Here is a 24964-nt window from a genome sequence, read left to right on the forward strand (position 1 = left end):
CCACCGCTGTTTCTGCGTGTGGGGCGTGGCGCGCCGAGCAGCGGTGCCGCACCTGCATTCGGTACGTCGGAAAGGTGGCTGGCGCACCGCCCGGGAGCGCGTACGGAACAATGGCCGCTCGTGATCCCCGAGGACAACCGGTTCGAGAGCGACCCCGTCGACGTGCTGCCCGAGGACCCGGGACTCCCGGCGGGCTGGGTGGCCGAGACGCCCGACGGTGACGACGCGGCGACGGTCGAGCGACTGGCCGAGCTGCTGCGCGACCACGAGCGGGCCGGACGCGGCTGGCCCGGCTCGGGCGAGGACGAGGTGCGGGTCGAGGTGTCGGAGCGCGGCGTGGCCATGCGCGAGAACCTCGTCGTACGCGACCCCGAGGGCAGGATCCAGGCGTGGGGCAGCGTCCACGACCGCGCCGAGGGCCGGATGCTCTTCGTCCACATCGTCGGCCGCGAGGTCGACGAGCGGGTGGCGGACCGCTGCAGCGAGGTGCTGTTCGACTGGGCCGAGGCGCAGGCGCGGGCGGTCGGCGCGGCGCGTGGCCTGGCCGAGCAGCAGATCGACACCGGCTCCTTCGCCGACGACGAGCGGCAGCACGGCTGGCTGTCCGACGCCGGCTTCGAGCGGGTGCGCACCTGGTGGCAGATGAGCCGCTCGGTGGAGGCCGCGGAGGCCGAGCTCGTGCCCGACCCGGCGCGCTGGGAGCGCAAGGGCGTCGTCTTCCGCCTCGTCGAGCGGCAGGGCGGCCAGGACTCCGACGGCATGCCCGACGAGGGGGACCTGCGCGCGGTGCACGACGTGCTCGAGGGTGCGTTCACCGACCACTTCAACTCGACGGAGGAGACCTTCGACGAGTTCATCCACCGGCTCCGCGAGGACCCGGGCCACCGCTGGGACCACTGGTGGCTGGCCGAGATCGTCGACGGTGAGGGTGGCGAGCCGGAGCCGGCCGGTGCCCTGGTCGGCACGGTGAGCGAGAGCGGCACCGGGCCCGACGGGTCGTACGTCGCCTACCTCGGCGTGCTCGAGTCCGCGCGCGGCCGCGGGGTGGCCACCGGCCTGCTCCGCACGATCATCGCCGACGCCGCGTCCCGTGGCCGCGACCGCGTCGGCCTCGAGGTGGACGCCGACTCACCGACCGGCGCGGACGGCCTCTACACCGCGATGGGCTGGGGCACGAAGTACGTCACGGAGTCCTGGCACAAGGACGTGACGGTCACGTAGGGCTCAGCTCAGCGAGCGCCGCAGCGCGCGGTGCACGCCGGCGGGCGTGAGCACGCCGAGGAACGTCGGCCCGCGTCGTACGCCGACCATCGGCTTGTCGTCGCGGAGCATCGCGGCGAGGGCGTCCTCGAGCGAGGAGTCGATGTCGATCGCCGAGCCGAGGTCGCCGGTGGCGACGCCGTCGAGGGGCTCGAGGTGTTCCTCGCGGAGCCGGGTCACGGTGAGGGTGCGGAGGCCGCCGGAACCCACGAAGTCGGCCACCTGCTCGTCGGCGGGGTGGGCGAGCAGCTCACCGGGGGTGGCGTACTGCGCGAGCCGGCCGCCCGTGGCGAAGACGGCGACACGGTCGCCCATCCGGATCGCCTCGTCGATGTCGTGGGTCACCAGCACCACGGTCTTGCCGAGCTCGTCCTGCAGCCGGCGGAACTCGTCCTGCAGGCGGCCGCGCACGACCGGGTCGACGGCACCGAAGGGCTCGTCCATCAGCAGCACCGGGGGGTTGGCCGCCAGTGCGCGTGCGACGCCGACGCGCTGCCGCTGACCGCCGGACAGCTCGTGCGGGTACTTCCGGGCGTACTGCCCCGGCTCGAGGCCCACGGTCTCGAGGAGCTCGTGGGCGCGCTCGCGCGCGGTGGCCTTGGACTCGCCGTAGAGCAGCGGCACCGTCATCACGTTCTGCTCGATGCGCTGGTGCGGGAACAGCCCGATCTGCTGGATGACGTAGCCGATGCCCCGGCGCAGCTCGACCGGGTCGACGTCGGTGACGTCCTGGCCGTCGAGCCAGATCCGGCCGGTGGTCGGCTCGATCAGCCGGTTGATCATCTTCAGCGTCGTCGACTTGCCGCACCCGGACGGGCCGACGAGGCAGACCATCTCGCCGCGTGCGACGTCGAGGTCCAGCTCGTGGACGGCAACGGTCCCGTCGGGGTAGGTCTTGCCGACGCCCTGGAGCCGGATCATCGGCTCGTCGCCCCGTGTAGCGTCCATGCGGTGACCATACTGGGGGCAGCCGATTCCGGGCCGACCTGCTACAGCCGGTTCGTCAACGAGTGGTTCTGCTGGCAGTACGTCGAGGACCGCCACGTGCAGATCACCGACGCCCTCGTCGAGCACATCGGCATCACGCTGGCCGCCCTCGTGCTCGGCATCGTCATCGCGGTCCCGCTGGCGCTGCTCGCCCGGCGGATCCCGCGGCTGGAGTCCCTCGTGCTCGGCTTCAGCACCGGTGTCTACACCGTGCCGTCGTTGGCGCTGCTGCCACTGCTGGTGCCGTTCACCGGCCTCTCCGCGGCGACGGTCGTGATCGGGCTCGGGCTCTACGCGCTGACGATCCTGGTCCGTGCGCTCCTCGACGGGCTCCGGTCCGTGCCCGACGACGTACGGGAGGCGGCGCGCGGCCTCGGCTACGGCCGCGCGCGGATGCTCACCCGCATCGAGATGCCGCTCGCGCTCCCGGTCGTGATGGCGGGCCTGCGCGTCGCGGCCGTCTCGACGGTCGCGCTGACCACCGTCGGCACGCTGGTGGCCTACGGCGGTCTGGGCGACCTCATCTCCCACGGCGTGCAGCGCGACTTCCGGGCCGAGCTGATGACCGCCGCGGTGCTGTGCGTGGTGCTGGCCGTGGTCCTCGACGTCCTGCTGGTGCTGCTGCAACGGGTGCTGACGCCCTGGACGGCAGGGGCGCGCTGATGGAGCTCTTCTCCGAGACCTGGCAGTACCTCCTCGACGCCGACAACTGGACCGGCGCGGAGGGCCTCGTCGCGCGGTTGCTGGAGCAGCTGCTGCTCACCGCGACGGCCCTCGCGGCCGCCATGCTGCTCGGGCTGCCGCTCGCCCTCTGGCTGGGTCACCTCGGCAAGGGCGGCTTCCTCGCCGTCAACATCTCCAACGTCGGCCGCGCAGTCCCGACCTTTGCGCTGCTGGCCATCCTGGTCGCGGCGGACTGGCCCGGGTCGGCGGACTTCGGGCCCTACGGCCGTGCCGGCCTCGCCACGCTCATCGCGCTCGTGCTGTTCGCCCTCCCGCCGCTCATCACCAACGGCTACGTCGGGATGCGTGAGGTGCCCTCCGACGTGCAGGAGGCCGCCGACGGCATGGGCATGTCGCCGGTCCAGCGCTTCCGGCGCGTGGAGCTGCCGCTCGCGCTGCCGGTGGTCGCGTCGGGCGTGCGCCTCGCGCTCGTGCAGGTGTGGGCCACCGCCACCATCGCGGCCCTGGTCGCCGGGCCGGGACTCGGTCGCATCATCACCGAAGGTTTCGCGCGCAACGACTACGCCCAGGGCATGGCCGGCGCGGTCGTCGTCGCCGTCGTCGCGCTGGTCCTCGAGCTGGCCGCGGCGGCCGCCCAGCGCGCCGTCGACCCCATGCCGAGCGGTCCGTCATCGGATCGTGATGACGCGCTGTCGGTGCCCTCGACTACGGTGTCAGAGGCTCCCACCGGGGGCTGAGCGGACCCGCTCGCATCACCGGACACGCGTGGCTCGGCCACGGGACACAGAAGGTTGAACGACATGCACGTACGACGTCCGCTGATGGCGGTGACCGCCCTGGCCCTCACCGCCCTGCTCGCCGGGTGCGCCGGCGACGACCTGGCCTCGGAGAACGACGAGCCCACCTCCGGATCGGGCGGTGGCGGCGGTGACGGCACCTCCGTCGTCATCGGCAGCCAGAGCTTCGACGAGGCCGCGCTCGTCACCGCGATGTACCAGCAGGTCCTCGAGGCCGAGGGCTACGAGGTCGAGACCCGCCTGGTCGACACCCGCCCGATCTACCTCAACGAGATGCCCGACTCCGTCCAGATCGCCCCTGAGTACGTCGCCGGCATCGTCGACCAGCTCAACACCGACGCCAACGGTCCCGACGCCAAGCCGCTGTCGACCAGCGACGCCCAGGAGACGATCGACGCCGGCGCGTCGCTGCTCGAGGAGAAGGGCATCACCCTGCTCGACCCCTCCCCGGCGTTCTCCGCCAACGGCTACTTCACCAGCCAGGACTTCTCCGACTCCGAGGGCGTCACCAAGCTCTCCGACCTCGAGGGCCAGAAGGTGACGCTGGCCGCGGCGCCGGACTGCAAGGGCCGCACCGACTGCGAGAAGGGGCTCGTCGACACCTACGGCATCGACATCACCCTCGAGCCGCTCGGCTACGCCTCCACCGAGACGTTCCAGGCGGTCCTCGACGGCGAGGCCCAGCTCGGCCAGACCAGCACGCTCGACGGCACGCTGGAGGACCAGGGCCTGCTCCTGCTCGAGGACGACAAGGGCATCCAGCCCGCGCAGAACCTCATCCCGGCCGTGTCGACCGACTTCCTCGCCGACCACCCCGACATCGAGGGCCCGCTCAACGACCTGATGGCGGCGCTCGACAACGAGACCCTCGGTGGGTTGCTCGTCAGCGTCCAGATCGACCGCGAGCAGCCGGCCGACGTGGCCAAGGAGTTCCTGGAGTCCGAAGGCCTGCTGTGAGCCGCGCAGCTACGCGCGCTCGCGCGCGCCGCGTGGGCGCCGCCAGATCGAGTAGCCCACCGGCTGAGGGACGAAGCCGGTGACAAGGCGTACCGAGATCTAGAGGCCGCTGACATGGCGTATCCAGATCTAGACGTCGACCTCGTGGTCCCGCAGCGCCAGCGCTGCGGGATCCACGGTGGTCTCGTCGAGCACCGAGGGCGGCACGGACAGTCGCCAGGCCCCGGTCGCCACGTCCTGCACCCGGGGCGCAGGGCCGTCGAGCGTGGCCACCCACTCCATCAGCGCGGTGACGTCGGCGCGGCGGTCCTGCTCGACCAGCCAGCCGGCGAGCCGGTGGACCGGCGGCAGGCCGCTGTGCACGAGCGAGCGTCGGCCCCAGAGCTCGAGCACGCCTGATCGCAGCAGTCGCCACCACTCGGGCGTGCACCCGGGCACCAGCAGGAAGTAGCGCCAGAGGTCGCCGGCCAGCACCCGGTCGACGAAGACGGCCTCGACCTCGGCCGACCCGTGGTCGCGCACCGAGGCGAGCGACATCCGCTTGGTCTCCCAACGGTCGCCGAGGTCCTGCAGCGAGGACGCCCGGGTCTGGGTGATCGAGCCCTCCCGGATCCGCCAGCGATAGACGACCTCGTCGAGCACGTCGAACCTGCCCTCGAGGAACGCCCGCGTCGTGGTGGGCTGGTCCTCGTAGCGCACGCCCTCGGGCCACGACAGCCCGCGGGCGTCCCACCACGACCTGCGGAACACCTTGTTCCAGGCGAACACGTCGCCGAGCACCTCGGGCCGGTCCTCGACGCGTGCACCGCGCACCGGCCGGTGGAGGCGCCGCATCCACGGGGGCTCGACCAGCCGGTCGCCCTCCCAGCGCACGATCGAGCCGATCGCGAAGTCGGAGCCCGAGTCGTCGAGCGCGCCCACGAGGTCGGCGTACGCCGTGGGCGGGAGCACGTCGTCGGAGTCGAGGAAGGCGAGGTAGTCGCCGCGCACGTGCTGGACGCCGAGGTTGCGGGCGGCGCCGAGGCCGCCGTTGACGGAGTGCACGACGCTGATGCGGTTGTCGCGCCGCGCCCACGCGTCGGCGATCTCGCCGGTGCGGTCGGTCGCCCCGTCGTCGACGATCACTACCTCCCAGCGCCGGTGCGTCTGGGCGACGAGGGACCGCATGCAGTCGTCGAGGTAGTCCTCCACGCCCCATGCCGGGATGACCACCCCGAGGAGCGGTGCCCGGGAGAAGAGGCGCTTCATGGGCGACGACCCTAGGACACCGGCCGGCAGGCAGGACGCCGGTAGGCTGCCCGCCGTGACCGAGCAGCCGAGAGCCATCGACGAGATGAACCCCGACGGAGTCCCGCGGAAGGTCCTCTTCGTCGCCGGTGMCGGCCGCAGCGGCACCAGCACCCTGGCCGGCATCGTGTCGCGGCTCGGCATGCACGTGCCGCTGCCCGAGGTGCCGCCCGACGACTCCAACCCGCGCGGCTTCAGCGAGCCGCAGTGGGTCGTCGACGTCCACGACGAGTGGCTGCGCGAGGCACTGGTGCAGGTCAGCGACAGCCGCCCGGAGGCGTGGTTCGACACCGGTCGCATCTGCAGCCGCGAGCCCGCCCGGATCCGGGTCAGCGAGTGGCTCGAGCCGCACTTCGCCGAGCACCCGGAGCTGGTCGTCAAGGACCCGCGGCTGAGCTGGTTCCTCGGCCTGTGGCGCGTCGCCGCCATCCGCACCGGCGCGACCCCGGTCTTCGCCACCATGCTGCGACCGCCCGCCGAGGTGGTCGGCTCCAAGCAGAAGTACTACGCCAACAAGCTCGGCTCGGCGCACCTCGCGGCCAGCTGGGTCAACATGCTGCTGCACACCGAGCGGGCCACGCGCAGCGTCGACGGCGTGGGCGAGGCCGACGCCGGTCAGGGGCGCGTCTTCGTACGCTACGAGGACCTGCTGACCGACTGGGTCAGGACGACCACGGCCATGGGCCACGCGCTCGACCTCCAGACGATCATCCACACCCGCAGCGACCAGATCCGCGAGGTGCACCGCTTCATCGACCCGAACCTGCGCCGGGTCACCGCCACGCTCGACGACCTCGCGCTGCCCAAGCGGCTCCACGACCTCACCGGCCAGACGTGGGAGGAGCTCAACAAGCTCGCCGACGAAGGTGGCGACACCACGGCTGCGCACGCGACCTTCGACCAGCTCCGCGCGGAGTACGTCGACCTCTACGAGGAGGCGGCTGCCATCAGCCGCTCGACCGCCGAGCACGCCCGTCACCAGGCCCGCCGACGGGCGCTCCACGATGCCACGGCCGAGGGGACATCGAGGTCGCTCGCCGACCGCGTGCCCCACGACGYACGCGCCGCGATCCCGCCGTCGGTGCGCCGCGGCGTCCGCAAGGCCCTCGGGCGCACTCGAGACGCGACCGGGGACCCGCAGCCGTGACCATCCCGATCGGCTCCGGCCACGGCCTCACCAACGTCGAGGGCCACGAGGACTTCGACATCGTCTGGCCGTGGAACCAGCCCGGCGGGCTGCGGCGCGGCGCGACCGCGGTGCTGCGGGTCAAGAACGAGGCCCCCGGTCTGCGGTTCGTGCTGCCGCCGCTGCTCCGCGCGTGCGACCACGTGCTGCTCGTCGACAACGGATCGGACGACGGGACCGGCGAGGAGGCCCTGCGGGTCGCGGCCGAGCACGGCCTGTCCGACCGGTTCACCCTGAAGGCGTACCCCTTCGAGGTGGCGCGCGCAGGAGCCGAGCACCTCGCGGTCAACGAGCGCTCCGTGCACTCGCTCGCCTACTTCTACAACTGGTGCTTCTCGCACGTCCGCACCCGCTACTCGTGGAAGTGGGACGGCGACATGGTCCTCACCACCGAGGGCGAGGTGTCCATGGCCGACCTGTCCTGGCAGGTCGGGATGGCCGAGGCGGTCATCCGCTTTCCGCGCCACGGCCTCTACATCGAGTCCGACCGCAAGGCCTACCTCGACCTCGGCCTGCGCAACATCGAGGAGTGGGGCTTCCCGATGAGCCCCGACTACGTCTACACCAAGGCGCCGGAGTGGGAGATCCGCACGACGCCCGACCGCATCGAGCAGTTCGCGCTGCCGCAGGGCCTGTGCGTCGAGCTGAAGTGGCTCGACGGCGACGAGTTCGCGCACTGGACCAACCCCGAGTCGTTCGCGACCTCCATCCGCAACCGGCGCAAGCGCCGCGAGTGGCTGGTCTGGAACGCCCTCCACGACGGCCAGGTGCCCGAGGGCGTCGTCGAGATCGAGTCCCCGGAGGGCGTGCACGTCGTGGACCACGTCACCCACGTCTGGCTGCCGCGCGCGCCGCGGCCGTTCGTCGTCGACGACCCCGACCACGCCAGGCTGCATCTGCGCGCCTGAGCGCTCCCGCTGTTCCCGGTGGGCCCCGGTCGAGGGGCAGTGAGGCGGTTCACACCGGTCCGGGGCATATCGGTTTGGTGTCCGGGGGTTCCACCGGTCTAAGGTCGTCGCAAGGCTTTGTCATGCTTGTCTATCAACTTTGTGTTGTTAGACGACGGCCAGTGGGGGTTCGCGAGCGCGTGCGCGTCCCTGCGCTCCACGACGTACGACGAAAGGCTCCGCCATGTCCGAGAACCACCCGCAGATCGCACCTCCCGCCAAGCGCCGTACGCCGCTCCTGGTCGGCATCGCCGTCCTGGCGGTCATCGCCGTGGTGGGCGGCTTCCTCTGGTCCCGGGGCGGCGACGACGCCGGCGCCGCGAGCGGTGAGAAGAGCGAGAAGGTCGTGCTGGGCACCGTCGGCGCCAGCGACCCGTACTGGCAGGTCCTGGTCGACGCCGCCGCCGACGAGGGCATCGACCTCGAGGTCAAGGACTTCGCCGACTACACCCAGCCCAACCCCGCGCTGAGCGAGGGCGAGCTCGACATCAACCAGTTCCAGCACCTCGTCTACCTCGCGGAGTACAACGTCGCGAACGACGACGACATCGTGCCGCTCGGCTCGACAGCGATCTACCCGCTGGGGCTCTACTCCTCCAAGGTCGACTCCGTCGAGGAGATCCAGGACGGCGACACCGTGGTCGTCTCCGACGACGACAGCAACCAGGCCCGCGCCCTGYTGATCCTCCAGTCGGCCGGTCTCATCACCCTCGAGGACGGCGGCTCGATCTACTCCACGCTCGCCGACATCGACGAGTCCGCCTCGAAGGTGCAGGTCAAGGCGATCAAGGCCGACCTCACGCCCACCTCGCTGCCCGACGTCGCCGCGGCGGTCATCAACAACGACTTCGTCGAGAAGGCCGGCCTCTCCTTCGAGGACGCGCTGGCCACCGACGACGTCGAGGACCCCAACGCGCTGCCGTACGTCAACGTCTTCGCCGTCCGCGCCGAGGACCGCGACGACCCGACGCTGCTCAAGCTGGTCAAGGTCTACCAGGAGACGCAGGCCGTCCTCGACGGCGTGCAGGACGTGTCCGGCGGCACCGCCGAGCTGGTGAAGGTCCCGCAGGACGAGCTGCAGGCGTCGCTCGACGACGTCGAGGCCGACACCGCAGCGCAGAAGTGACCCGACGCCAGTAGGGGAGGAGCCCAGGATGCCGCTCGTCGAGCTGACCGACGTGCACAAGACGTTCCCGTCCGCGCGCGGCGGGACGCCCGTCGAGGCGATCCGCGGTGTCGACCTGACGGTCGAGGCCGGTGAGATCGTCGGCATCGTGGGCTACTCCGGCGCCGGGAAGTCCACCCTGGTGCGGCTGATCAACGCGCTCGAGTCCACCACCTCGGGCACCGTGCGGGTCGGCGGCCGGGAGATCACCGGCCTGAAGGAGCGCGAGCTGCGCGAGGTGCGGCTGGGGATCGGGATGATCTTCCAGCAGTTCAACCTGTTCCGCTCGCGCACCGTGTGGGGCAACATCGCCTACCCGCTCGAGGTGGCCGGCGTCCCGAAGGCCGAGCAGAACGCGCGGATCTCCGACCTGCTCCACTTCGTCGGCCTCGCCGACAAGGCCCACAGCCACGTCGAGGAGCTCTCGGGCGGCCAGAAGCAGCGCGTCGGCATCGCCCGCGCGCTCGCCACCAACCCGCAGCTCCTGCTCGCCGACGAGTCGACCAGCGCCCTCGACCCGGAGACGACGCAGGAGGTGCTCGCCCTCCTGCGCCGGGTCAACCGGGAGCTCGGCATCACGATCGTGGTGATCACCCACGAGATGGACGTCGTGCGCAGCCTGGCGCACCGCGTCGTGGTGATGGAGGCCGGCCGCATCGTCGAGGAGGGCCCGGTCGTGCGGGTGCTCTCCGACCCCCAGCAGCCCGTCACCCGCCGGTTCGTCTCGACGATCGTCGACGACGAGCCCGACGTCGAGGCGCTGGCCGCCCTCCACGCCCGGCACGCCGGTCGCTTCGTCAAGCTCGCCTTCCGTGGCGACGACGTGCGCCAGAGCGACGTGTTCGCGGTGCTCCTCGAGCACGGCGTGCGCTTCGAGCTCGTCTTCGGCGGCATCGAGGAGGTCCAGGGCGAGACCTTCGGCAACCTCACCCTCGCCCTCGACGGTGATCCCGCGGCCGTGGACGCCGCCGTCGCCGCCGTACGAGCGCTCGTCCCCGCGAAGGAGCTGCCGCGATGACCGACTCCAACATGAGCGAGCTCTGGCCGCTCTTCTGGGACGCGGCGTGGGAGACGCTCTACATCGTCGCCATCACCCTGACGCTCGGTGGCCTCCTCGGCCTGCTGCTGGGGCTGGGGCTGTATGTCACGCGCGGCGGCGGTCTGTACGCCAGCCGCCCGGTCAGCCTCGTGCTCAACGTGCTGGTGAACTTCTTCCGGCCGATCCCGTTCGTCATCTTCATCGCGGCCGTCCAGCCGTTCGCCCGGGTCGTCGTCGGCACCGGCATCGGCAACCCGGCCATCATCTTCGCGCTCACGCTCGCCGCCGCCTTCGGCATCAGCCGCATCGTCGAGCAGAACCTCGTGACGGTCGACCCCGGCGTCATCGAGGCCGCGCGGTCCGTCGGCGCCAGCCGGGCCCGCATCGTCCGGACCGTGGTGCTGCCCGAGGCGCTCGGCCCGCTGGTGCTGGGCTACACCTTCGCGTTCGTCGCGCTGGTCGACATGACCGCGGTCGCCGGAGTCATCGGCGGCGGGGGACTGGGCAACTTCGCCCTGCAGTACGGCTTCCGGCAGTTCGACACCGTCGTCACCTGGACCGCGGTCATCGCGATCGTGGCGCTCGTGCAGGTCGTCCAGCTGGCCGGCAACTCGGCCGCGCGCCGCATCCTGCGCCGCTGACCGGGACGCTGGCCGCGGTGCCTGCTCCCGTCAGAGGAGCAGCAGCGGGATCGCCATCACGGCGGTGAGCACGGGGAAGAGCCACGGCCCGAGCCGGTCGAGGCCGCGGGACACCGTGCCCTCGCGCATCGTCCCGGTGCCGCCGGCGCCCGCGGGGCCCACCACGGGGTCGGCGAGGTCGGGCCCGCGCAGCGTCAGGACGGTGTGCGCGGCCAGGAGGGCCAGCCCCGCGACGAGCGAGGGCAGGACCGGGACGCTGACCACGGTCTGCCGCCAGGTCACCAGCACGGCGACGAAGAGCGCGACGGTCGCCCCGCCGCCGACCACGGCGACCCACCAGTGCTTCACGACCGCGCGCAGCAGCGGCTCGGCCAGCCGGACGACCAGCACCACGAGCGCCGACACGGCCAGGAAGCCGGCGGTGAGCTCGACCTCCGTGCCCGAGCTCCACGCCCCGATCGCGGCGAGCGTCAGCAGCATGCCGGCGAGGCCGAGCACCGACCTCGCCACGTCGCGTGCCAGGTCCGGGGACGCGGGTGCCGGGGCGGGTGCGAGGTCGGCGGCGTACGCCTCGGGGTCGCCGAAGGCGGACCGCGCGGACTCGCCGCTCTCGGCGCAGTGCGCCTCGACCTCGGCGAGCGCGGACCCGATCCGGCGCCCGTCGACACCGCGCAGGCGCAGCTCGAGCAGGAAGGCCTGCGTCCACTCGTCCTCGACGTGCGGGGTGTTGGTGTCGATCTTCATGACGGTTCCTTCCGGGAGGGCTCCGCGAGGGCGGAGTCGTGGACGAACGAGCTGGTGACGTCGGCGAAGGCGAGCCAGTGGGTGACCTGGCGTCGGTGCTCCTCCTCGCCGGTCGGGGTGAGGGCGTAGAACTTGCGGCCGGGGCCGCCTTCTCCCGCGCGCCACTCCACCGAGACCAGGCCGGCCTCCTCGAGGCGGCCCAGCAGCGGGTAGAGCGTGCCGCCCTTGACCGTGCCGAGCCCGGCATCGGCGAGGGCGCTGGCGATGGCGTACCCGTAGGTCGGGCCGTCGGCGATGACGTGGAGCACGCAGACGGCCAGCGCGCCGCGCATCCACTCCGTGGGCCAGCCGGCGTCGGTGCTGGTCGGCGTCTGCATGACTAGATCGTGACACCAACTAGTCAGTGCGTCAACTCAGCCGGAGGGCGGGAGTGGCCTTCGTCACGCCGTAGTTCCGTTCCCACCGTGGAATCGGCGGGCGTACGCTCGACGTTGATCGCAGTAGATCGGTACCCGCCACGGGACTGAAACGAAGAGGTCACCACATGACGCACGACCCTGTCCTCCGCCCGGTGTCGCACCCGAGGTTCGCCGTCGGCGTGATCGGCGCCGGTCGTGTCGGCGCCGTCCTGGCCGCCGCCCTCCGGACCGCCGGCCACGACATCGTCGCCGCCGCCGGCGAGTCCGACGCCTCGCGTGGTCGCATCGACGACCTGCTGCCCGGGGCCCCCGTCGCCAAGCCGACCGATGTCGCGCGCGCCAGCGACCTGCTGCTGCTGACGGTCCCCGACGACATGCTGTCCAACGTCGTCACCGTGCTGAGTGCGAGCGGCGCGATCCGCGAGGGCCAGGTGGTGGTGCACACGAGCGGCCGGCACGGCCTGGCCGTGCTCGAGCCCGCCCGCGAGGTCGGCGCCCGCACCGTCGCCCTGCACCCCGCGATGACCTTCACCGGCACGGAGGTCGACCTGCCCCGCCTCGCCGGCTGCGTGTTCGGCGTGACCGCCGCCGACGCCGACCGCGACCTCACGGAGTCGCTCGTCGCCGACCTGGGCGGCCGCGCGATGTGGGTCCCCGAGGACCGCCGCACGCTCTACCACGCGGGTCTCGCCCACGGCGCCAACCACCTCGTCACCCTCGTCGCGGAGGCGATGGAGATCCTCTCCGCGGCCGGCGCCGAGGACCCCGCCGCCACGCTCCGCCCGCTGCTGACCGCCGCCCTCGACAACGCGCTCGAGGACGGCGACGCGGCCCTCACCGGCCCGATCGTGCGCGGCGACGTGGAGACCGTCCGCGCCSACCTGGCCGACCTCGAGGCCACGGCGCCGCAGACACTGCCGTCCTACCTCGCCATGGCCCGCGCCACCCTGAGCCGGGCGGTGACCGATGGCCGGCTGCTGCCCATCCGTGCCACCAAGATGCTGGGCGTCCTCGACGCGGCGACCGTCCCGACCTCGCTGGACCGGCACGCTCGATGACCACGACCCCCGCACTCGCGTCGACCCGCGAGGAGCTCGCCGGCCTGCTCGCCGGCGCCCGCCGCGCCGGCGAGAAGATCGCGTTCGTCCCCACGATGGGCGCCCTGCACGACGGCCACGCCAGCCTGGTGCGGACCGCACGGGCCGCCACTACCGGGCCCGTGGTGGTCAGCATCTTCGTCAACCCGATGCAGTTCGCCCCGACCGAGGACCTCGACCGCTACCCGCGCACCCTCGACGCCGACCTCGAGGTCTGCGCGCGCGAGGGGGTGGACGTCGTCTTCGCCCCCAGCGTGGAGGAGATGTATCCCGGCGGCTTCAGCCACGAGTCCGTCCACGACGGCGTCACCGTGGCACCCGGCGCGCTGGCGACGATCCTCGACGGGGCGTCGCGGCCCGGGCACTTCGACGGCGTCCTGACCGTCGTCGCCAAGCTGTTCGGCCTGGTCCGCCCCGACGTCGCGGTCTTCGGGCAGAAGGACTACCAGCAGCTCGTCCTCATCCGCCGGATGGTCCGCGACCTGTGCATGGGCATCGAGGTCGTCGGCGCCGAGACGGTCCGCGAGCCCGACGGCCTGGCCCTGTCCAGCCGCAACCGCTACCTCGACGACGACCAGCGGGCGGCCGCGCTCGCCCTCAGCCGGGCGCTGCGCGCCGCGCAGGAGCGGGCGGCGTACGGCGTCCCTGCAGCGCGCTGGGCCGCGATGTCGGTCCTCAAGGCCGAGGCCGGTCTCGAGCTCGACTACCTCGCGCTCACCTCGACCGACCTCCGTGAGCCACCCGAGGCCGGCGAGGGCCGGATCCTCGTCGCTGCGCGCGTCGGCACCACGCGGCTGATCGACAACCTGCCCCTCACGTTCGCCCGCATCGTCCCCGATGCGGCCCTGGCGGGGACCGCGTCCGCGGCCTCGACCACCTCTGGAAGGAACAGCTGATGCTGCGCACGATGATGAAGTCCAAGATCCACCGGGCCACCGTGACCCAGGCCGACCTGCACTACGTGGGGTCGGTCACCGTCGACGAGGACCTGCTCGACGCCGCCGACCTGCTGGCGGGCGAGCTCGTCCACATCGTCGACGTCACCAACGGCGCCCGGCTCGAGACGTACACGATCGCCGGCGAGCGCGGCTCGGGCGTCATCGGCATCAACGGTGYCGCCGCCCGGCTGGTGCACCCCGGCGACACGGTCATCCTCATCGGCTACGGCCAGATGGACACCGCCGAGGCCAAGCAGCTCGAGCCGCACGTCGTCTTCGTCGACGCCGACAACAAGATCATGGGCACCGGCTTCGACCCCGCCGACACCTTCGGCGACGAGACCTTGTCCCGCGGCGACCTCGTCGCTCGATAGCCTGCGCGGATGACCTCCCACCGGCCGGTCCCGGGCCGTCTCCGTGCCCCGGCGCCCGGCTGGACCACCCGCGCCGACGTCGTCGTGGTGGGCTCCGGCATCGCCGGGCTCACCGCCGCGCTGCGTATCCACGCCGCGAACCCGTCGCTGCGCCTGCTCGTCGTCACCAAGGACGTCCTCGCCGCCGGGTCGACGCAGTGGGCCCAGGGCGGGATCGCCGCCGCGCTCGGACCGGGTGACACCCCCGAGCAGCACGAGCACGACACGCTCGTCGCGGGCGCCGGTGCCTGCGGCGTGGAGGCCGTACGCGTCCTGGTGACAGAGGGCCCCGAGGCAGTGCGCGAGCTGATCGCCCTCGGCACGCAGTTCGACCTCCACCCCGACGGTGAGCTGTCGCTGACGCGCGAGGGCGGCCACCACCGTGACCGCATCGCCCACGCCGGCGGCGACGCCACGGGCGCGGAGATCCAGCGCGCGCTGATCGCCGCGGTCGAGCGGGCGCCGGAGATCGAGGTCGTCCAGCACGCGCTGGCCGTCGACCTGCTCCGCTCCGCCGACGGGGGCGTGGCCGGCCTGACGCTGCACGTCCTCGGCGAGGGCCAGCGCGACGGGGTGGGTGCCGTGCTCTGCCGGGCGGTCGTGCTGGCCTCGGGTGGCCTCGGCCAGGTGTTCAGCCAGTCCACCAACCCCAGCGTGTCCACCGGCGACGGGATGGCCGTCGCGATGCGGGCCGGCGCCCGGCTCCGCGACCTCGAGTTCGTCCAGTTCCACCCCACCGTCATGTGGCTCGGCCCCGACTCCCAGGGCCAGCAGCCGCTGATCTCCGAGGCGGTGCGCGGCGAGGGCGCCTTCCTCGTCGACTTCGACGGCAACCGCTTCATGCAGGGCGAGCACCCGCTCGCCGACCTCGCGCCCCGCGACGTGGTCGCCAAGGCGATCACCCGCCGGATGATCGAGACCGGCCACCCGCACATGTGGCTCGACGCCCGTCACCTCGGCGCCGCGTTCTGGGAACGGCGCTTCCCGACCATCCTGCGCGTCTGCCGCGAGCACGGCGTCGACCCGGTGACCGAGCTCGTCCCGGTCGCGCCCGCCCAGCACTACGAGTCCGGCGGGGTGGCGACCGACCTGTGGGGGCGTACGACGGTCCCGGGCCTCTACGCCACCGGCGAGGTCGCCTGCTCCGGCGTCCACGGCGCCAACCGGCTGGCGTCCAACTCGCTGCTCGAGGGGCTGGTGTTCTCCCGCCGCATCGCGGACGTGCTGCCCGGCGAGCTCCGCGACTGGGCCGACCCCGTCGCCGACGTGCGCCCCGAGGGCCTTGTCTCGGGTGAGCGCCGCCGGTCGATGCAGGAGACGATGACGACCCGCGTCGGGGTGCTGCGCAACGCGGCCGGCCTCGCCGAGGCGCTGGCGTTCCTCGGGTCGCTCGACCACGGCGCGGCCGAGGTCGGGCCCGACGCCTGGGAGACCACCAACCTGCTGACCGTCAGCACCGCCCTCGCCGAGGCGGCGGCGCTGCGCACCGAGACCCGCGGCTCCCACTGGCGCGAGGACCACCCCGAGCGCGACGACACGAAGGCCGGCCACGTCGACTCGTGGCTCGACGCCGACGGTGGCGTGGCCGTCGAGTGGACGTACGCCCCCTCCACCGATCCGTCGACCGCCGAGGTGCTGACATGACCAGCCTGCGTGACGTGCCCGACGAGGTCATCGACGATCTCACCTCAGCGGGGCTCGACCCCGACCACGTCTGGGACGTCGTGTCGCGTGCGCTCATGGAGGACCTCCCCGAGCGACCGCACGACGACCCCACCAGCGAGTCGACCATCCCGGCCGGTGCCCGCGCGGAGGCCGTCTTCGGCGCGCGCGAGCCGGGCGTCGTCGCCGGTCTCGGAGTCGCCGCGGTCGCCTTCTTCATGGTGGGCGCCGACGCGACCCTCACCGACCGCCTGGCCGACGGGACGCATGTCGAGAAGGGCGACGTCGTGATGCGGGTCGAGGGGCTGACCCAGCGGATGCTCGTCGCCGAGCGCACCGCCCTCAACCTCGCGTGCCACCTCTCGGGCATCGCGACGGCCACCTCCCGCTGGGTCGACGCGCTGGACGGATCCCCGACGCGGGTGCTCGACACCCGCAAGACGCTGCCCGGCCTGCGCGCGCTGCAGAAGTACGCCGTGCGCTGCGGTGGCGGGGTCAACCACCGCTCCAGCCTCCAGGACATGGCGATGGTCAAGGACAACCACGTCATCGCCGCCGGGGGAGTGCTCCCCGCGCTCGAGGCCATCCGGGGCCGGCACCCGGGGCTGCCCGTCGAGGTCGAGGTGACGACGCTCGACCAGCTCGACGACCTGCTTGCCCTGCCCGAGCCGCCGGAGCGGATCCTGCTCGACAACATGAGCGACGACCTGATGGCGGACGCCGTACGACGTACGGCCGGGCGGGTGCCGCTCGAGGCCAGCGGCGGGATCACGATCGAGCGGGCCGCGCGCATCGGCGCCACGGGCGTCGACTTCGTCTCGGTCGGGGCGCTCACCCACTCGGTGGTCGTGTTCGACATCGGCATGGATCTCGTGGAATGAGGGCGGCGGAATGAACACCCCACGACGTTCTTCTCCTCCGCAACGCTTCACCCCACAGTCTTCTGGTTCCCCCGCTCCGCTCCTCCACCACAAGCCTGCGGGGACCCCAAAGCTTCGCTCCTCCGAACAACGCCGCGGGGACCCCGGATGAGCCTGCTCGCCGCTGACATCGGCAACAGCCACACCTTCATCGGTCTCCTCGACGGCGAGGAGGTCACCGCCCACTGGCGGGTCAACACCGACGAGCGCCGCACGGCCGACGAGTGGTCGGTCCTGCTCCGCGGACTGCTCGACGAGCGGCTCGGCGACGTCGACGGCATCGCCGTGTGCGCCACCGTCCCGGCGGTGCTGCACGAGTGGCGCGAGATGCTCGAGCGCCACTTCCACGACGTCAGGGCGATCGTCGTCGAGCCGGGCGTGCGCACCGGCATCCCGGTGCTGATGGACAACCCGCGCGAGGTCGGCACCGACCGGATCGTGAACTCGCTGGCCGCGGCAGAGCTCTACGGCGGTCCCGCGATCGTCGTCGACTTCGGCACCGCGACGACGTTCGACGTCGTCAACGGGAAGGGGCAGTACGTCGGCGGCGCGATCTCGCCCGGCATCGAGACGTCCCTCGAGGCACTCGGTCGTCGCGGTGCCCAGCTGCGCAAGATCGAGCTCGCGCGCCCGCGGTCGGTGATCGCCAAGAACACGGTCGAGGCGCTCCAGAGCGGGATGGTCTTCGGCGTCGCGGCGCAGGTGGAGGGGCTGGTGGCGCGCATGATCGCCGAGCTCGGAGCTCCGGTCGACGACGTCACCGTCATTTCGACGGGCCATTTGGCCACGCTTCTCGTCGACGATTGCGCGTGTTTCACCGAGCATTCTCCGTGGCTCACGCTGCAGGGTCTCCGGCTCGTATTCGAGCGCAATTCCTGAATTGAATCGTCAGGGCATTCCTGACTTCTTTTGTGCGCATGAACGAGTGGTGCCACACTGCATTCGACGCGTGTGGACCAGAGCGCGCGAAAAGCAAAGGAATACACATGGCACAAAAGGTCAACATCGTTCTCGTCGACGACCTCGACGGCACCGAGGCCACCGAGACCGTGTCATTCGGCCTCGACGGCACCACCTACGAGATCGACCTCAACGACGCCAACGCCGCCTCCCTCCGCGAGGCGCTGAGCGGCTACGTCGGCCACGCCCGCAAGGTCACCGGCGGTGGCCGCCGCACCCGCCGCTCGTCCGGCGGTTCCGCCTCGTCCTCCAACACCAAGGACGTGCGCGAGTGGGCCAAGTCCCAGGGCATGGAGGTCTCCGAGCGCGGCCGCATCTCCGCCGACGTCCAGCAGGCCTACGACGCCGCCCACTGACGTACGCCGTCCCGCTCGACGCCGACGAGCCCGTTCGCTGATAGCGGACGGGCTCGTCTGTGCCCCGGGAACACGTAGGCTGATGTCGGGCGTTGAGCCCAGTGTTCGTGCTCCCGTCCCGGCGGGGGGCCAGCGGACCACGCAGACGTAGAGGAGCGCACATGTTCGAGCGGTTCACCGACCGAGCCCGGCGAGTTGTCGTGCTGGCCCAGGAAGAGGCCCGCATGCTCTCCCACAACTACATCGGGACCGAGCACATCCTGCTCGGCCTCATCCACGAGGGCGAGGGCGTCGCAGCCAAGGCCCTCGAGTCCCTCGACATCTCCCTGGAGGCCGTGCGCGCCCAGGTCGAGGAGATCATCGGGCAGGGCCAGCAGGCCCCGTCCGGCCACATCCCGTTCACGCCGCGCGCCAAGAAGGTGCTCGAGCTCTCGCTCCGCGAGGCGCTCCAGCTCGGCCACTCCTACATCGGCACCGAGCACATCCTGCTCGGCCTGATCCGGGAGGGCGAGGGCGTCGCGGCCCAGGTCCTGCAGAAGCTCGGCGCCGACCTCAACCGGGTGCGCCAGCAGGTCATCCAGCTGCTCAGCGGCTTCCAGGGCAAGGAGTCGGCGACCGCCGGCTCCCAGACCTCCGGCTCCGGCGGCGAGACCCCGTCGAGCTCGCTGGTCCTCGACCAGTTCGGCCAGAACCTCACCCAGGCCGCGCGCGAGGGCAAGCTCGACCCGGTCATCGGGCGCGAGCAGGAGATCGAGCGCGTGATGCAGATCCTGTCGCGCCGCACGAAGAACAACCCCGTCCTCATCGGTGAGCCCGGCGTCGGCAAGACGACGATCGTCGCCGGCCTCGCCCAGGACATCGTCAAGGGCAACGTGCCGGAGACGCTGAAGGACAAGCAGATCTACACGCTCGACCTCGGCGCTCTCGTCGCCGGCTCGCGCTACCGCGGTGACTTCGAGGAGCGCCTCAAGAAGGTGCTCAAGGAGATCCGCACCCGCGGCGACATCGTGCTGTTCATCGACGAGATCCACACCCTCGTCGGCGCCGGCGCGGCCGAGGGCGCGATCGACGCCGCCAGCATCCTCAAGCCGATGCTGGCCCGCGGTGAGCTGCAGACCATCGGTGCCACCACGCTGGACGAGTACCGCAAGTACCTCGAGAAGGACGCCGCGCTCGAGCGCCGCTTCCAGCCGATCCAGGTGCAGGAGCCCTCGATCGCGCACACGATCGAGATGCTCAAGGGCCTCCGCGACCGCTACGAGGCGCACCACCGCGTCACCATCACCGACGAGGCCCTGGTCTCGGCGGCGACGCTGGCCGACCGCTACATCTCCGACCGGTTCCTGCCGGACAAGGCCATCGACCTCATCGACGAGGCCGGTTCGCGACTGCGCATCCGCCGGATGACCGCGCCGCCGGACCTGCGCGAGTACGACGAGAAGATCGGCGACGTGCGTCAGCGCAAGGAAGCGGCGATCGACGGGCAGGACTTCGAGGCCGCGGCCCGACTGCGCGACGAGGAGAAGCAGCTCTCCGCCCGCCGCGCCGAGCGCGAGAAGCAGTGGCGCGCGGGCGACCTCGACGAGATCGCCGAGGTCGACGAGGAGCTGATCGCCGAGGTCCTGGCCGTGGCCACGGGCATCCCGATCGTCAAGCTCTCCGAGGAGGAGTCCACCCGTCTGCTCAAGATGGAGGACGAGCTCCACAAGCGGGTCATCGGCCAGGAGGAGGCCGTCAAGGCACTCTCCCGCGCGATCCGTCGTACGCGCGCCGGGCTCAAGGACCCCAAGCGCCCCGGCGGCTCGTTCATCTTCGCCGGCCCCTCGGGCGTCGGAAAGACGTGGCTGTCCAAGACGCTCGCGGAGTTCCTCTTCGGTGACGAGGACGCGCTCATCCAGCTCGACATGAGCGAGTTCTCCGAGAAGCACACGGTGTCGCGACTGTTCGGTTCGCCTCCCGGCTACGTCGGTTACGAAGAGGGCGGCCAGCTCACCGAGAAGGTGCGCCGCAAGCCGTTCTCGGTCGTGCTCTTCGACGAGGTCGAAAAGGCCCACCCCGACATCTTCAACAGCCTGTTGCAGATCCTCGAGGAAGGCCGTCTGACGGATTCCCAGGGTCGCGTCGTCGACTTCAAGAACACCGTCATCATCATGACCACCAACCTGGGTTCGCGTGACATCGCCAAGAGCGTCAACCTGGGCTTCGGCGCGGTCGGCGCGGATGCTGCCGGCTCCTACGAGCGGATGAAGAGCAAGGTGTCGGAGGAGCTCAAGCAGCACTTCCGCCCCGAGTTCCTCAACCGTGTCGACGAGATCGTCGTGTTCCCGCCGCTGTCGCAGGAGCAGATCGTCGCGATGGTCGACAACATGATCGCCGGCGTCGAGCTCCGCATGAAGGACCGCGACATGTCGCTCGAGCTCACCCAGTCCGCCAAGGCGCTGCTGGCCGAGCGCGGCTTCGACCCGGTGCTCGGTGCGCGGCCGCTGCGTCGCACGATCCAGCGCGAGATCGAGGACGTGCTCGCCGAGAAGATGCTCTTCGGTGAGGTCGGCCCCGGTCAGATCGTGCTGGTCGACGTCGAGGGAGAGGGTCCCCAGGCGAAGTTCACCTTCCGGGGCCAGAAGAACTCCACGGTGCCCGACATGCCTCCGCTGGAGACGGTCGACGCCGAGGGCACCCCGGTCGTCGGTCCGGACGACACCGAGGGTCCCACCGACGTGCCGAAGTCCGAGGGCTGACGGTCCGAGACGTCACTCAGGTCACCCCGGGAGCGCCCAGCGCCCCGGGGTGATCTGCGTCAGGAGCCCGTCGGCGACGAGCCCGGCCAGGCACCGCTCACGCTGCTCGTCCTCCGTCCAGGCGACCTCGAGCTGCCCGGCGCTGACCGAGTCGGCCTCCCGGGCGAGCGCCAGGATCCGGCCGCGGCACTGCCGGTCGGTGCCCGCCCAGGCCTGTCCGCGGCGGGGCGGTCCGTCGTACGCCGGGAAGCCGGCCCCGCGCCACGTGCAGTGCGCCGCGATGGGGCAGGCGTCGCACGACGGCTGGCGGGCGGTGCACACGAGCGCCCCGAGCTCCATCGTCGCCACCGCCCACGTGGCGGCCGTGGCGGGGTCGTCGGGCAGCAGCGTGGTCGCCACGTCGCGTTCCGTGCGGGTGACGGCCGGCGCGGGGAGCTCGCGCCCGGAGACCGCGCGCGTCAGGACCCGGCGGACGTTGGTGTCGAGCACGACGTGCCGCCGGCCGAAGGCGAAGCTGGCGATCGCCGCGGCGGTGTAGTCGCCGATGCCGGGGAGCGCGAGCAGGTCGTCGTACGACGCCGGCACCTCGCCGTCGTGGCGCTCGACGATGGCCGTCGCCGCCGCGTGGAGGCGGAGGGCGCGGCGCGGGTAGCCCAGCCGGCCCCACATCCGCACGGCCTCGCCGGTGGACTCGCCGGCCAGGGCGGCCGGGGTCGGCCACCGCTCCAGCCAGACGGAATGGACCGGCAGCACGCGCGCCACCGGCGTCTGCTGCAGCATGAACTCGCTGACCATCACCGACCACGGGGTGGCGGACACCCCGCGCCAGGGCAGCTCGCGCGCGTGGTCGTCGTACCAGTCGAGCACGGCGTCGTGCAGCGCGCTGGGAGTGGGGGCGTCCATCGCGGCGATCGTAGGTCAGCCGGTGCGCCTCCGCCGAGACGGGCCGACCGCTACCTAACCTGAGCGCATGCCGACGACCGTACGACCTCGTGGGCCGCTCCCGGCCCGGGTCTACTGGACCCGACGCCTCATCGTGTTCGTCGTCCCGGTGCTGCTCGTCGTCGTGCTCGCCCGCGTCCTCGGCGGCTCGGCCGACGGCAAGGACGAGGCGAAGGCCACCCAGGCAGGTGCGAGCACGACCACGACCGCCGCACCCACCGCGGGCCCGACCGCCGAGGCGCCCGGCGCCGGCAAGAAGGGCAAGAAGGGCAAGAACCGCGCCGTGGAGACCGCGCCGCCGGAGCCGGTCCTGGCCGAGCCGACCGGGCCGTGCACCGAGTCCGACATCGTCGCCACGCCTGCCCTGACGTCCGCCGCCGGTGGCGCGGACGTCCCGATCACGATCAACCTCCGCACCGTCGTCACCGAGGCCTGCACCTGGCAGGCGTCGCCGGAGACGATGACCGTCAGCATCACCTCCGGCAGCGACTACATCTGGAGCAGCCGCGAGTGCCCGGCGTCGATCCCGCCCCAGGACGTGGTGATCCGCCAGGCCGTCGACGCTCCGGTCGTCGTCACCTGGTCGGCCAAGCGCTCGGACGAGGGCTGCACGAAGTGGACCGACTGGGCGATGCCCGGGTTCTACCACGTCGAGGCGGCTGCCCTCGGCGGCGACGGCACCGACGTCCAGTTCGAGCTCACCGGTGGCGTGCCCGCGGTGGTCACCACCACCGCCGACCCGCAGCCGCAGGGCGGCAAGAACAAGGACAAGAACGGCGACACCTCGCACACACCCGGCGAGGACGGCGCGGGCAACTCCGCGGGCTGACTGCCTGCGCGGCAGATCGGGGTCCTTCGGCCCTGTGACCGCGGCGCGCCGCGCGCGATGCTGGGGGCTCGCGCAGGAGGTGTGTCATGAGGACCCTCGGGGAGCGGGGCGCCGCAGGCGCGCACCGGGCACCCAACTCAGCGGTGTGCGTGCGACGCGCGTGGTGGTCGGTGCTCGGACTGGTGCCGTCCTTCGCCCTGGCGTTCCTGGTCGGCGAAGGCATCGCGGCCGCGCTCGGGCACCCGCCGGGCGGCTCCGAGCCGGCCGAGTGGTGGGTGCTCCTCGCGGCCGGCGGTCCGGCGCTCCTCGTGTTCGTGCTGCCCGCCGTGCTGGCGGTGCACTTCGGCCGTCAGGCGGCGCGGCTCGGCGACCCCCACGGCCGGACCCCGGCCCTCGTCGCCGTTGTCGTGGGCGGCACCTTCGTGGCCCTCAACCTCGTCTCGGCCGTCGGGGTGCTGACGGGCTGAGGTCGTCGTAGGCCCGGCCTGGGGCGGCATGTCGCACACGTGCGGCGGTTGTGGCCCTGGGGCGTGTCGTCGTACGGCGCGCTGGTGGGCGGTGGCGGAGCCACGTTCTGCAGCGGGGGGATGTGGCTGGGGCACCGCTGGCGGGCGTGTCGTCGTACGACGCGCTGGTGGGCGGTGCGGGAGCCACGTTCTGCAGCCGGGGAATGTGGCTGGGGCACCGCCCGAGCGGCGAACCGAGGCTGGGGAGATTTCGACGCGCACGTCGCGGCTTCGTGCCTCAGCCGCGGTGCTTGCTCAATCTGGCCGGCCCCACGCCGCGAGCTCCTACGTCGCTCGCAGCTGGCCGTCTCAGATGTAGCGCTCGGTGATGCTCGACTCGGCGAGGCGGGAGAGGCCCTCGCGGACGCTGCGGGCGCGGAGCTCGCCGACGCCCTCGACGGCCTGGAGGTCGTCGATGCCGGCGGAGAGCAGCTGCTGGAGGCCACCGAAGTGGTCGACGAGGCGGTCGACCACGGCAGGGGGGAGGCGGGGGACCTTGGCGAGGAGCCGGTAGCCGCGCGGAGCGACGGCGGCATCGAGGTGCTCGGCGCCGCTGAGGCCGATGGCCCGGGCCACTGCGGCGGGGTCGACCAGCTCGGTGGGGGAGAGCGTCTCCAGCTCGGCGACGTGGGAGGAGGGGTCGGCCTGACGGCGACGGCCGCCCGGGAGGTAGTCGCGCACGACGAGGTCGCGTTCGGCGTCGACGCCGGTGACGAGCTCCTCGAGCTGGAGGGAGAGGAGACGTCCGTCGGTGCCGAGCTCGAGGACGTAGTCCTCGATCTCGCGGGCGATCCGGATGACCATCTCGAGGCGCTGCGCGACGACGGCGACGTCGCGCACCGTGACGAGGTCCTCGATCTCGAGCGCGGACAGGGTCGCGGAGACCTCGTCGAGGCGCAGCTTGTAGCGCTCGAGGGTGGCGAGGGCCTGGTTGGCGCGGGACAGGATCTTGCCGGAGTCCTCGAGGACATGGCGGATCTCGCCGACGTAGGCCGCGATGATCTGCATCGACTGCGACACCGAGATCACAGGGTGGCCCGTCTGCTTGGCGACGCGTTCGGCGGTGCGGTGGCGGGTGCCGGTCTCCTCGGAGGGGATCGTGTGGTCGGGCATCAGGTGGACCGCGGCCCGGTGGATGCGGGTGATGTCCTTGTCGATGACGATCGCGCCGTCCATCTTGGCCAGCTCACGGAGGCCGGTGGCGGTGAACGGGACGTCGAGGGTGAAGCCGCCGGTCGAGATGGACTCGACGACCCGGTCGAGCCCCAGGACGATCAGGGCGCCGGTGCGGCCACGGAGGATGCGTTCGAGCCCGTCGCGCAGGGGCGTGCCCGGTGCGATCGAGGCCAGGGTCGCGCGCAGCCTCAGCTGCTCGTCGATGCGCTCTGCCACCGGTCCTCCACGTGCTCTCTCCTCGGGCGCCCCCGTGCGCCATCGGGTGAAGTGTAGGGGTGGTCGGGCCCGATCCCCCGATCGTTTCCAGCTCAGGG

25 protein-coding genes are annotated in these 24964 nt (G+C 71.9%); 19 read left to right on the forward strand and 6 right to left on the reverse strand.

Features of this window, described 5'->3' with window-relative positions; all coding sequences use genetic code 11:
- The first annotated feature begins 120 nt into the window (after nucleotides 1-120).
- Nucleotides 121-1221: a GNAT family N-acetyltransferase gene (locus tag AC1DP1_RS13415; protein WP_477507264.1), complete on the forward strand. Its 1101-nt coding sequence runs from the start codon at nucleotides 121-123 to the stop codon at nucleotides 1219-1221.
- 3 nt (nucleotides 1222-1224) lie between these two features.
- Here the strand turns inward: AC1DP1_RS13415 and AC1DP1_RS13420 are convergent, their stop codons facing one another.
- On the reverse strand, nucleotides 1225-2208 hold the full coding sequence (locus AC1DP1_RS13420; protein ID WP_477507265.1) for an ABC transporter ATP-binding protein: 984 nt from the start codon (nucleotides 2206-2208) through the stop codon (nucleotides 1225-1227).
- Between the two features lie 3 nt (nucleotides 2209-2211).
- Between AC1DP1_RS13420 and AC1DP1_RS13425 the strand changes: the two genes are divergently transcribed.
- The 3 genes from AC1DP1_RS13425 (at nucleotide 2212) to AC1DP1_RS13435 (ending at nucleotide 4685) form a co-directional block, all read left to right on the forward strand.
- The gene (locus tag AC1DP1_RS13425) at nucleotides 2212-2910 is read left to right on the forward strand and encodes an ABC transporter permease (protein WP_457188511.1); all 699 of its coding nucleotides are present in this window, start codon (nucleotides 2212-2214) and stop codon (nucleotides 2908-2910) included.
- Nucleotides 2910-3668 (forward strand): ABC transporter permease, encoded by a 759-nt coding sequence (locus AC1DP1_RS13430; RefSeq protein WP_477507266.1) that lies wholly within the window; start codon nucleotides 2910-2912, stop codon nucleotides 3666-3668. The genes AC1DP1_RS13425 and AC1DP1_RS13430 overlap by 1 nt, the downstream gene beginning before the upstream one ends.
- Nucleotides 3669-3731: 63 nt before the next feature.
- The gene (locus AC1DP1_RS13435; RefSeq protein ID WP_477507267.1) at nucleotides 3732-4685 is read left to right on the forward strand and encodes a glycine betaine ABC transporter substrate-binding protein; all 954 of its coding nucleotides are present in this window, start codon (nucleotides 3732-3734) and stop codon (nucleotides 4683-4685) included.
- A gap of 129 nt (nucleotides 4686-4814) precedes the next feature.
- On the opposite strand, the gene AC1DP1_RS13440 is transcribed toward AC1DP1_RS13435, so the two are convergent.
- Nucleotides 4815-5933, reverse strand: a complete 1119-nt coding sequence (locus AC1DP1_RS13440) for a glycosyltransferase family 2 protein (RefSeq protein WP_477507268.1) — start codon at nucleotides 5931-5933, stop codon at nucleotides 4815-4817.
- 55 nt (nucleotides 5934-5988) lie between these two features.
- Between AC1DP1_RS13440 and AC1DP1_RS13445 the strand changes: the two genes are divergently transcribed.
- From AC1DP1_RS13445 to AC1DP1_RS13465, 5 genes are all read left to right on the forward strand, one after another.
- On the forward strand, nucleotides 5989-7119 hold the full coding sequence (locus tag AC1DP1_RS13445) for a sulfotransferase family protein (protein WP_477507269.1): 1131 nt from the start codon (nucleotides 5989-5991) through the stop codon (nucleotides 7117-7119).
- On the forward strand, nucleotides 7116-8066 hold the full coding sequence (locus tag AC1DP1_RS13450) for a glycosyltransferase (protein ID WP_300049253.1): 951 nt from the start codon (nucleotides 7116-7118) through the stop codon (nucleotides 8064-8066). The genes AC1DP1_RS13445 and AC1DP1_RS13450 overlap by 4 nt, the downstream gene beginning before the upstream one ends.
- A 223-nt stretch (nucleotides 8067-8289) precedes the next feature.
- Nucleotides 8290-9231 (forward strand): MetQ/NlpA family ABC transporter substrate-binding protein, encoded by a 942-nt coding sequence (locus tag AC1DP1_RS13455; protein WP_477507270.1) that lies wholly within the window; start codon nucleotides 8290-8292, stop codon nucleotides 9229-9231.
- A 28-nt stretch (nucleotides 9232-9259) separates the two neighbouring features.
- On the forward strand, nucleotides 9260-10288 hold the full coding sequence (locus AC1DP1_RS13460; RefSeq protein ID WP_477507271.1) for a methionine ABC transporter ATP-binding protein: 1029 nt from the start codon (nucleotides 9260-9262) through the stop codon (nucleotides 10286-10288).
- The gene (locus AC1DP1_RS13465) at nucleotides 10285-10950 is read left to right on the forward strand and encodes a methionine ABC transporter permease (protein ID WP_457188525.1); all 666 of its coding nucleotides are present in this window, start codon (nucleotides 10285-10287) and stop codon (nucleotides 10948-10950) included. Before AC1DP1_RS13460 ends, AC1DP1_RS13465 begins: the two co-directional genes overlap by 4 nt.
- Nucleotides 10951-10980: 30 nt before the next feature.
- On the opposite strand, the gene AC1DP1_RS13470 is transcribed toward AC1DP1_RS13465, so the two are convergent.
- Together AC1DP1_RS13470 and AC1DP1_RS13475 are read right to left on the reverse strand one after the other, a co-directional pair.
- Nucleotides 10981-11694, reverse strand: a complete 714-nt coding sequence (locus tag AC1DP1_RS13470) for a hypothetical protein (RefSeq protein ID WP_477507272.1) — start codon at nucleotides 11692-11694, stop codon at nucleotides 10981-10983.
- The gene (locus tag AC1DP1_RS13475; protein ID WP_457188529.1) at nucleotides 11691-12071 is read right to left on the reverse strand and encodes a PadR family transcriptional regulator; all 381 of its coding nucleotides are present in this window, start codon (nucleotides 12069-12071) and stop codon (nucleotides 11691-11693) included. The genes AC1DP1_RS13470 and AC1DP1_RS13475 overlap by 4 nt, the downstream gene beginning before the upstream one ends.
- A 167-nt stretch (nucleotides 12072-12238) precedes the next feature.
- Here AC1DP1_RS13475 and AC1DP1_RS13480 point away from each other — a divergent pair, with 167 nt between their 5' ends.
- The 8 genes from AC1DP1_RS13480 (at nucleotide 12239) to AC1DP1_RS13515 (ending at nucleotide 21197) form a co-directional block, all read left to right on the forward strand.
- On the forward strand, nucleotides 12239-13171 hold the full coding sequence (locus AC1DP1_RS13480) for a Rossmann-like and DUF2520 domain-containing protein (RefSeq protein WP_477507273.1): 933 nt from the start codon (nucleotides 12239-12241) through the stop codon (nucleotides 13169-13171).
- Nucleotides 13168-14106, forward strand: coding sequence for a pantoate--beta-alanine ligase (gene panC / locus AC1DP1_RS13485; protein ID WP_477507274.1), 939 nt, complete (start codon nucleotides 13168-13170; stop codon nucleotides 14104-14106). The genes AC1DP1_RS13480 and panC overlap by 4 nt, the downstream gene beginning before the upstream one ends.
- Nucleotides 14106-14522, forward strand: a complete 417-nt coding sequence (gene panD / locus AC1DP1_RS13490; RefSeq protein WP_477507275.1) for an aspartate 1-decarboxylase — start codon at nucleotides 14106-14108, stop codon at nucleotides 14520-14522. Before panC ends, panD begins: the two co-directional genes overlap by 1 nt.
- Nucleotides 14523-14531: 9 nt before the next feature.
- Nucleotides 14532-16205 carry an L-aspartate oxidase gene (locus tag AC1DP1_RS13495; RefSeq protein WP_477507276.1) on the forward strand — a complete coding sequence of 558 codons (1674 nt, stop codon included), beginning with the start codon at nucleotides 14532-14534 and terminating at the stop codon, nucleotides 16203-16205.
- Nucleotides 16202-17104, forward strand: coding sequence for a carboxylating nicotinate-nucleotide diphosphorylase (gene nadC, locus AC1DP1_RS13500; RefSeq protein WP_477507277.1), 903 nt, complete (start codon nucleotides 16202-16204; stop codon nucleotides 17102-17104). The genes AC1DP1_RS13495 and nadC overlap by 4 nt, the downstream gene beginning before the upstream one ends.
- 147 nt (nucleotides 17105-17251) lie before the next feature.
- Complete coding sequence (locus tag AC1DP1_RS13505; RefSeq protein WP_457188539.1) at nucleotides 17252-18022, forward strand: type III pantothenate kinase; 771 nt, start codon at nucleotides 17252-17254, stop codon at nucleotides 18020-18022.
- A 107-nt stretch (nucleotides 18023-18129) separates the two neighbouring features.
- Complete coding sequence (locus AC1DP1_RS13510) at nucleotides 18130-18459, forward strand: histone-like nucleoid-structuring protein Lsr2 (RefSeq protein ID WP_300049271.1); 330 nt, start codon at nucleotides 18130-18132, stop codon at nucleotides 18457-18459.
- 161 nt (nucleotides 18460-18620) lie between these two features.
- Nucleotides 18621-21197: an ATP-dependent Clp protease ATP-binding subunit gene (locus AC1DP1_RS13515; RefSeq protein ID WP_457188543.1), complete on the forward strand. Its 2577-nt coding sequence runs from the start codon at nucleotides 18621-18623 to the stop codon at nucleotides 21195-21197.
- 21 nt (nucleotides 21198-21218) lie between these two features.
- Here AC1DP1_RS13515 and AC1DP1_RS13520 read toward each other — a convergent pair whose 3' ends face one another.
- Complete coding sequence (locus AC1DP1_RS13520; RefSeq protein WP_477507278.1) at nucleotides 21219-22100, reverse strand: HhH-GPD family protein; 882 nt, start codon at nucleotides 22098-22100, stop codon at nucleotides 21219-21221.
- A 67-nt stretch (nucleotides 22101-22167) separates the two neighbouring features.
- Between AC1DP1_RS13520 and AC1DP1_RS13525 the strand changes: the two genes are divergently transcribed.
- Together AC1DP1_RS13525 and AC1DP1_RS13530 are read left to right on the forward strand one after the other, a co-directional pair.
- Nucleotides 22168-22968, forward strand: coding sequence for a hypothetical protein (locus AC1DP1_RS13525; RefSeq protein WP_477507279.1), 801 nt, complete (start codon nucleotides 22168-22170; stop codon nucleotides 22966-22968).
- 86 nt (nucleotides 22969-23054) lie between these two features.
- Nucleotides 23055-23435 (forward strand): hypothetical protein, encoded by a 381-nt coding sequence (locus AC1DP1_RS13530; RefSeq protein WP_477507280.1) that lies wholly within the window; start codon nucleotides 23055-23057, stop codon nucleotides 23433-23435.
- A 348-nt stretch (nucleotides 23436-23783) separates the two neighbouring features.
- On the opposite strand, the gene disA is transcribed toward AC1DP1_RS13530, so the two are convergent.
- Nucleotides 23784-24866 carry a DNA integrity scanning diadenylate cyclase DisA gene (disA, locus tag AC1DP1_RS13535; RefSeq protein ID WP_300049281.1) on the reverse strand — a complete coding sequence of 361 codons (1083 nt, stop codon included), beginning with the start codon at nucleotides 24864-24866 and terminating at the stop codon, nucleotides 23784-23786.
- Between the last annotated feature and the right edge of the window lie 98 nt (nucleotides 24867-24964).

This window comes from Nocardioides sp. P4_G10 (genome assembly GCF_056401175.1).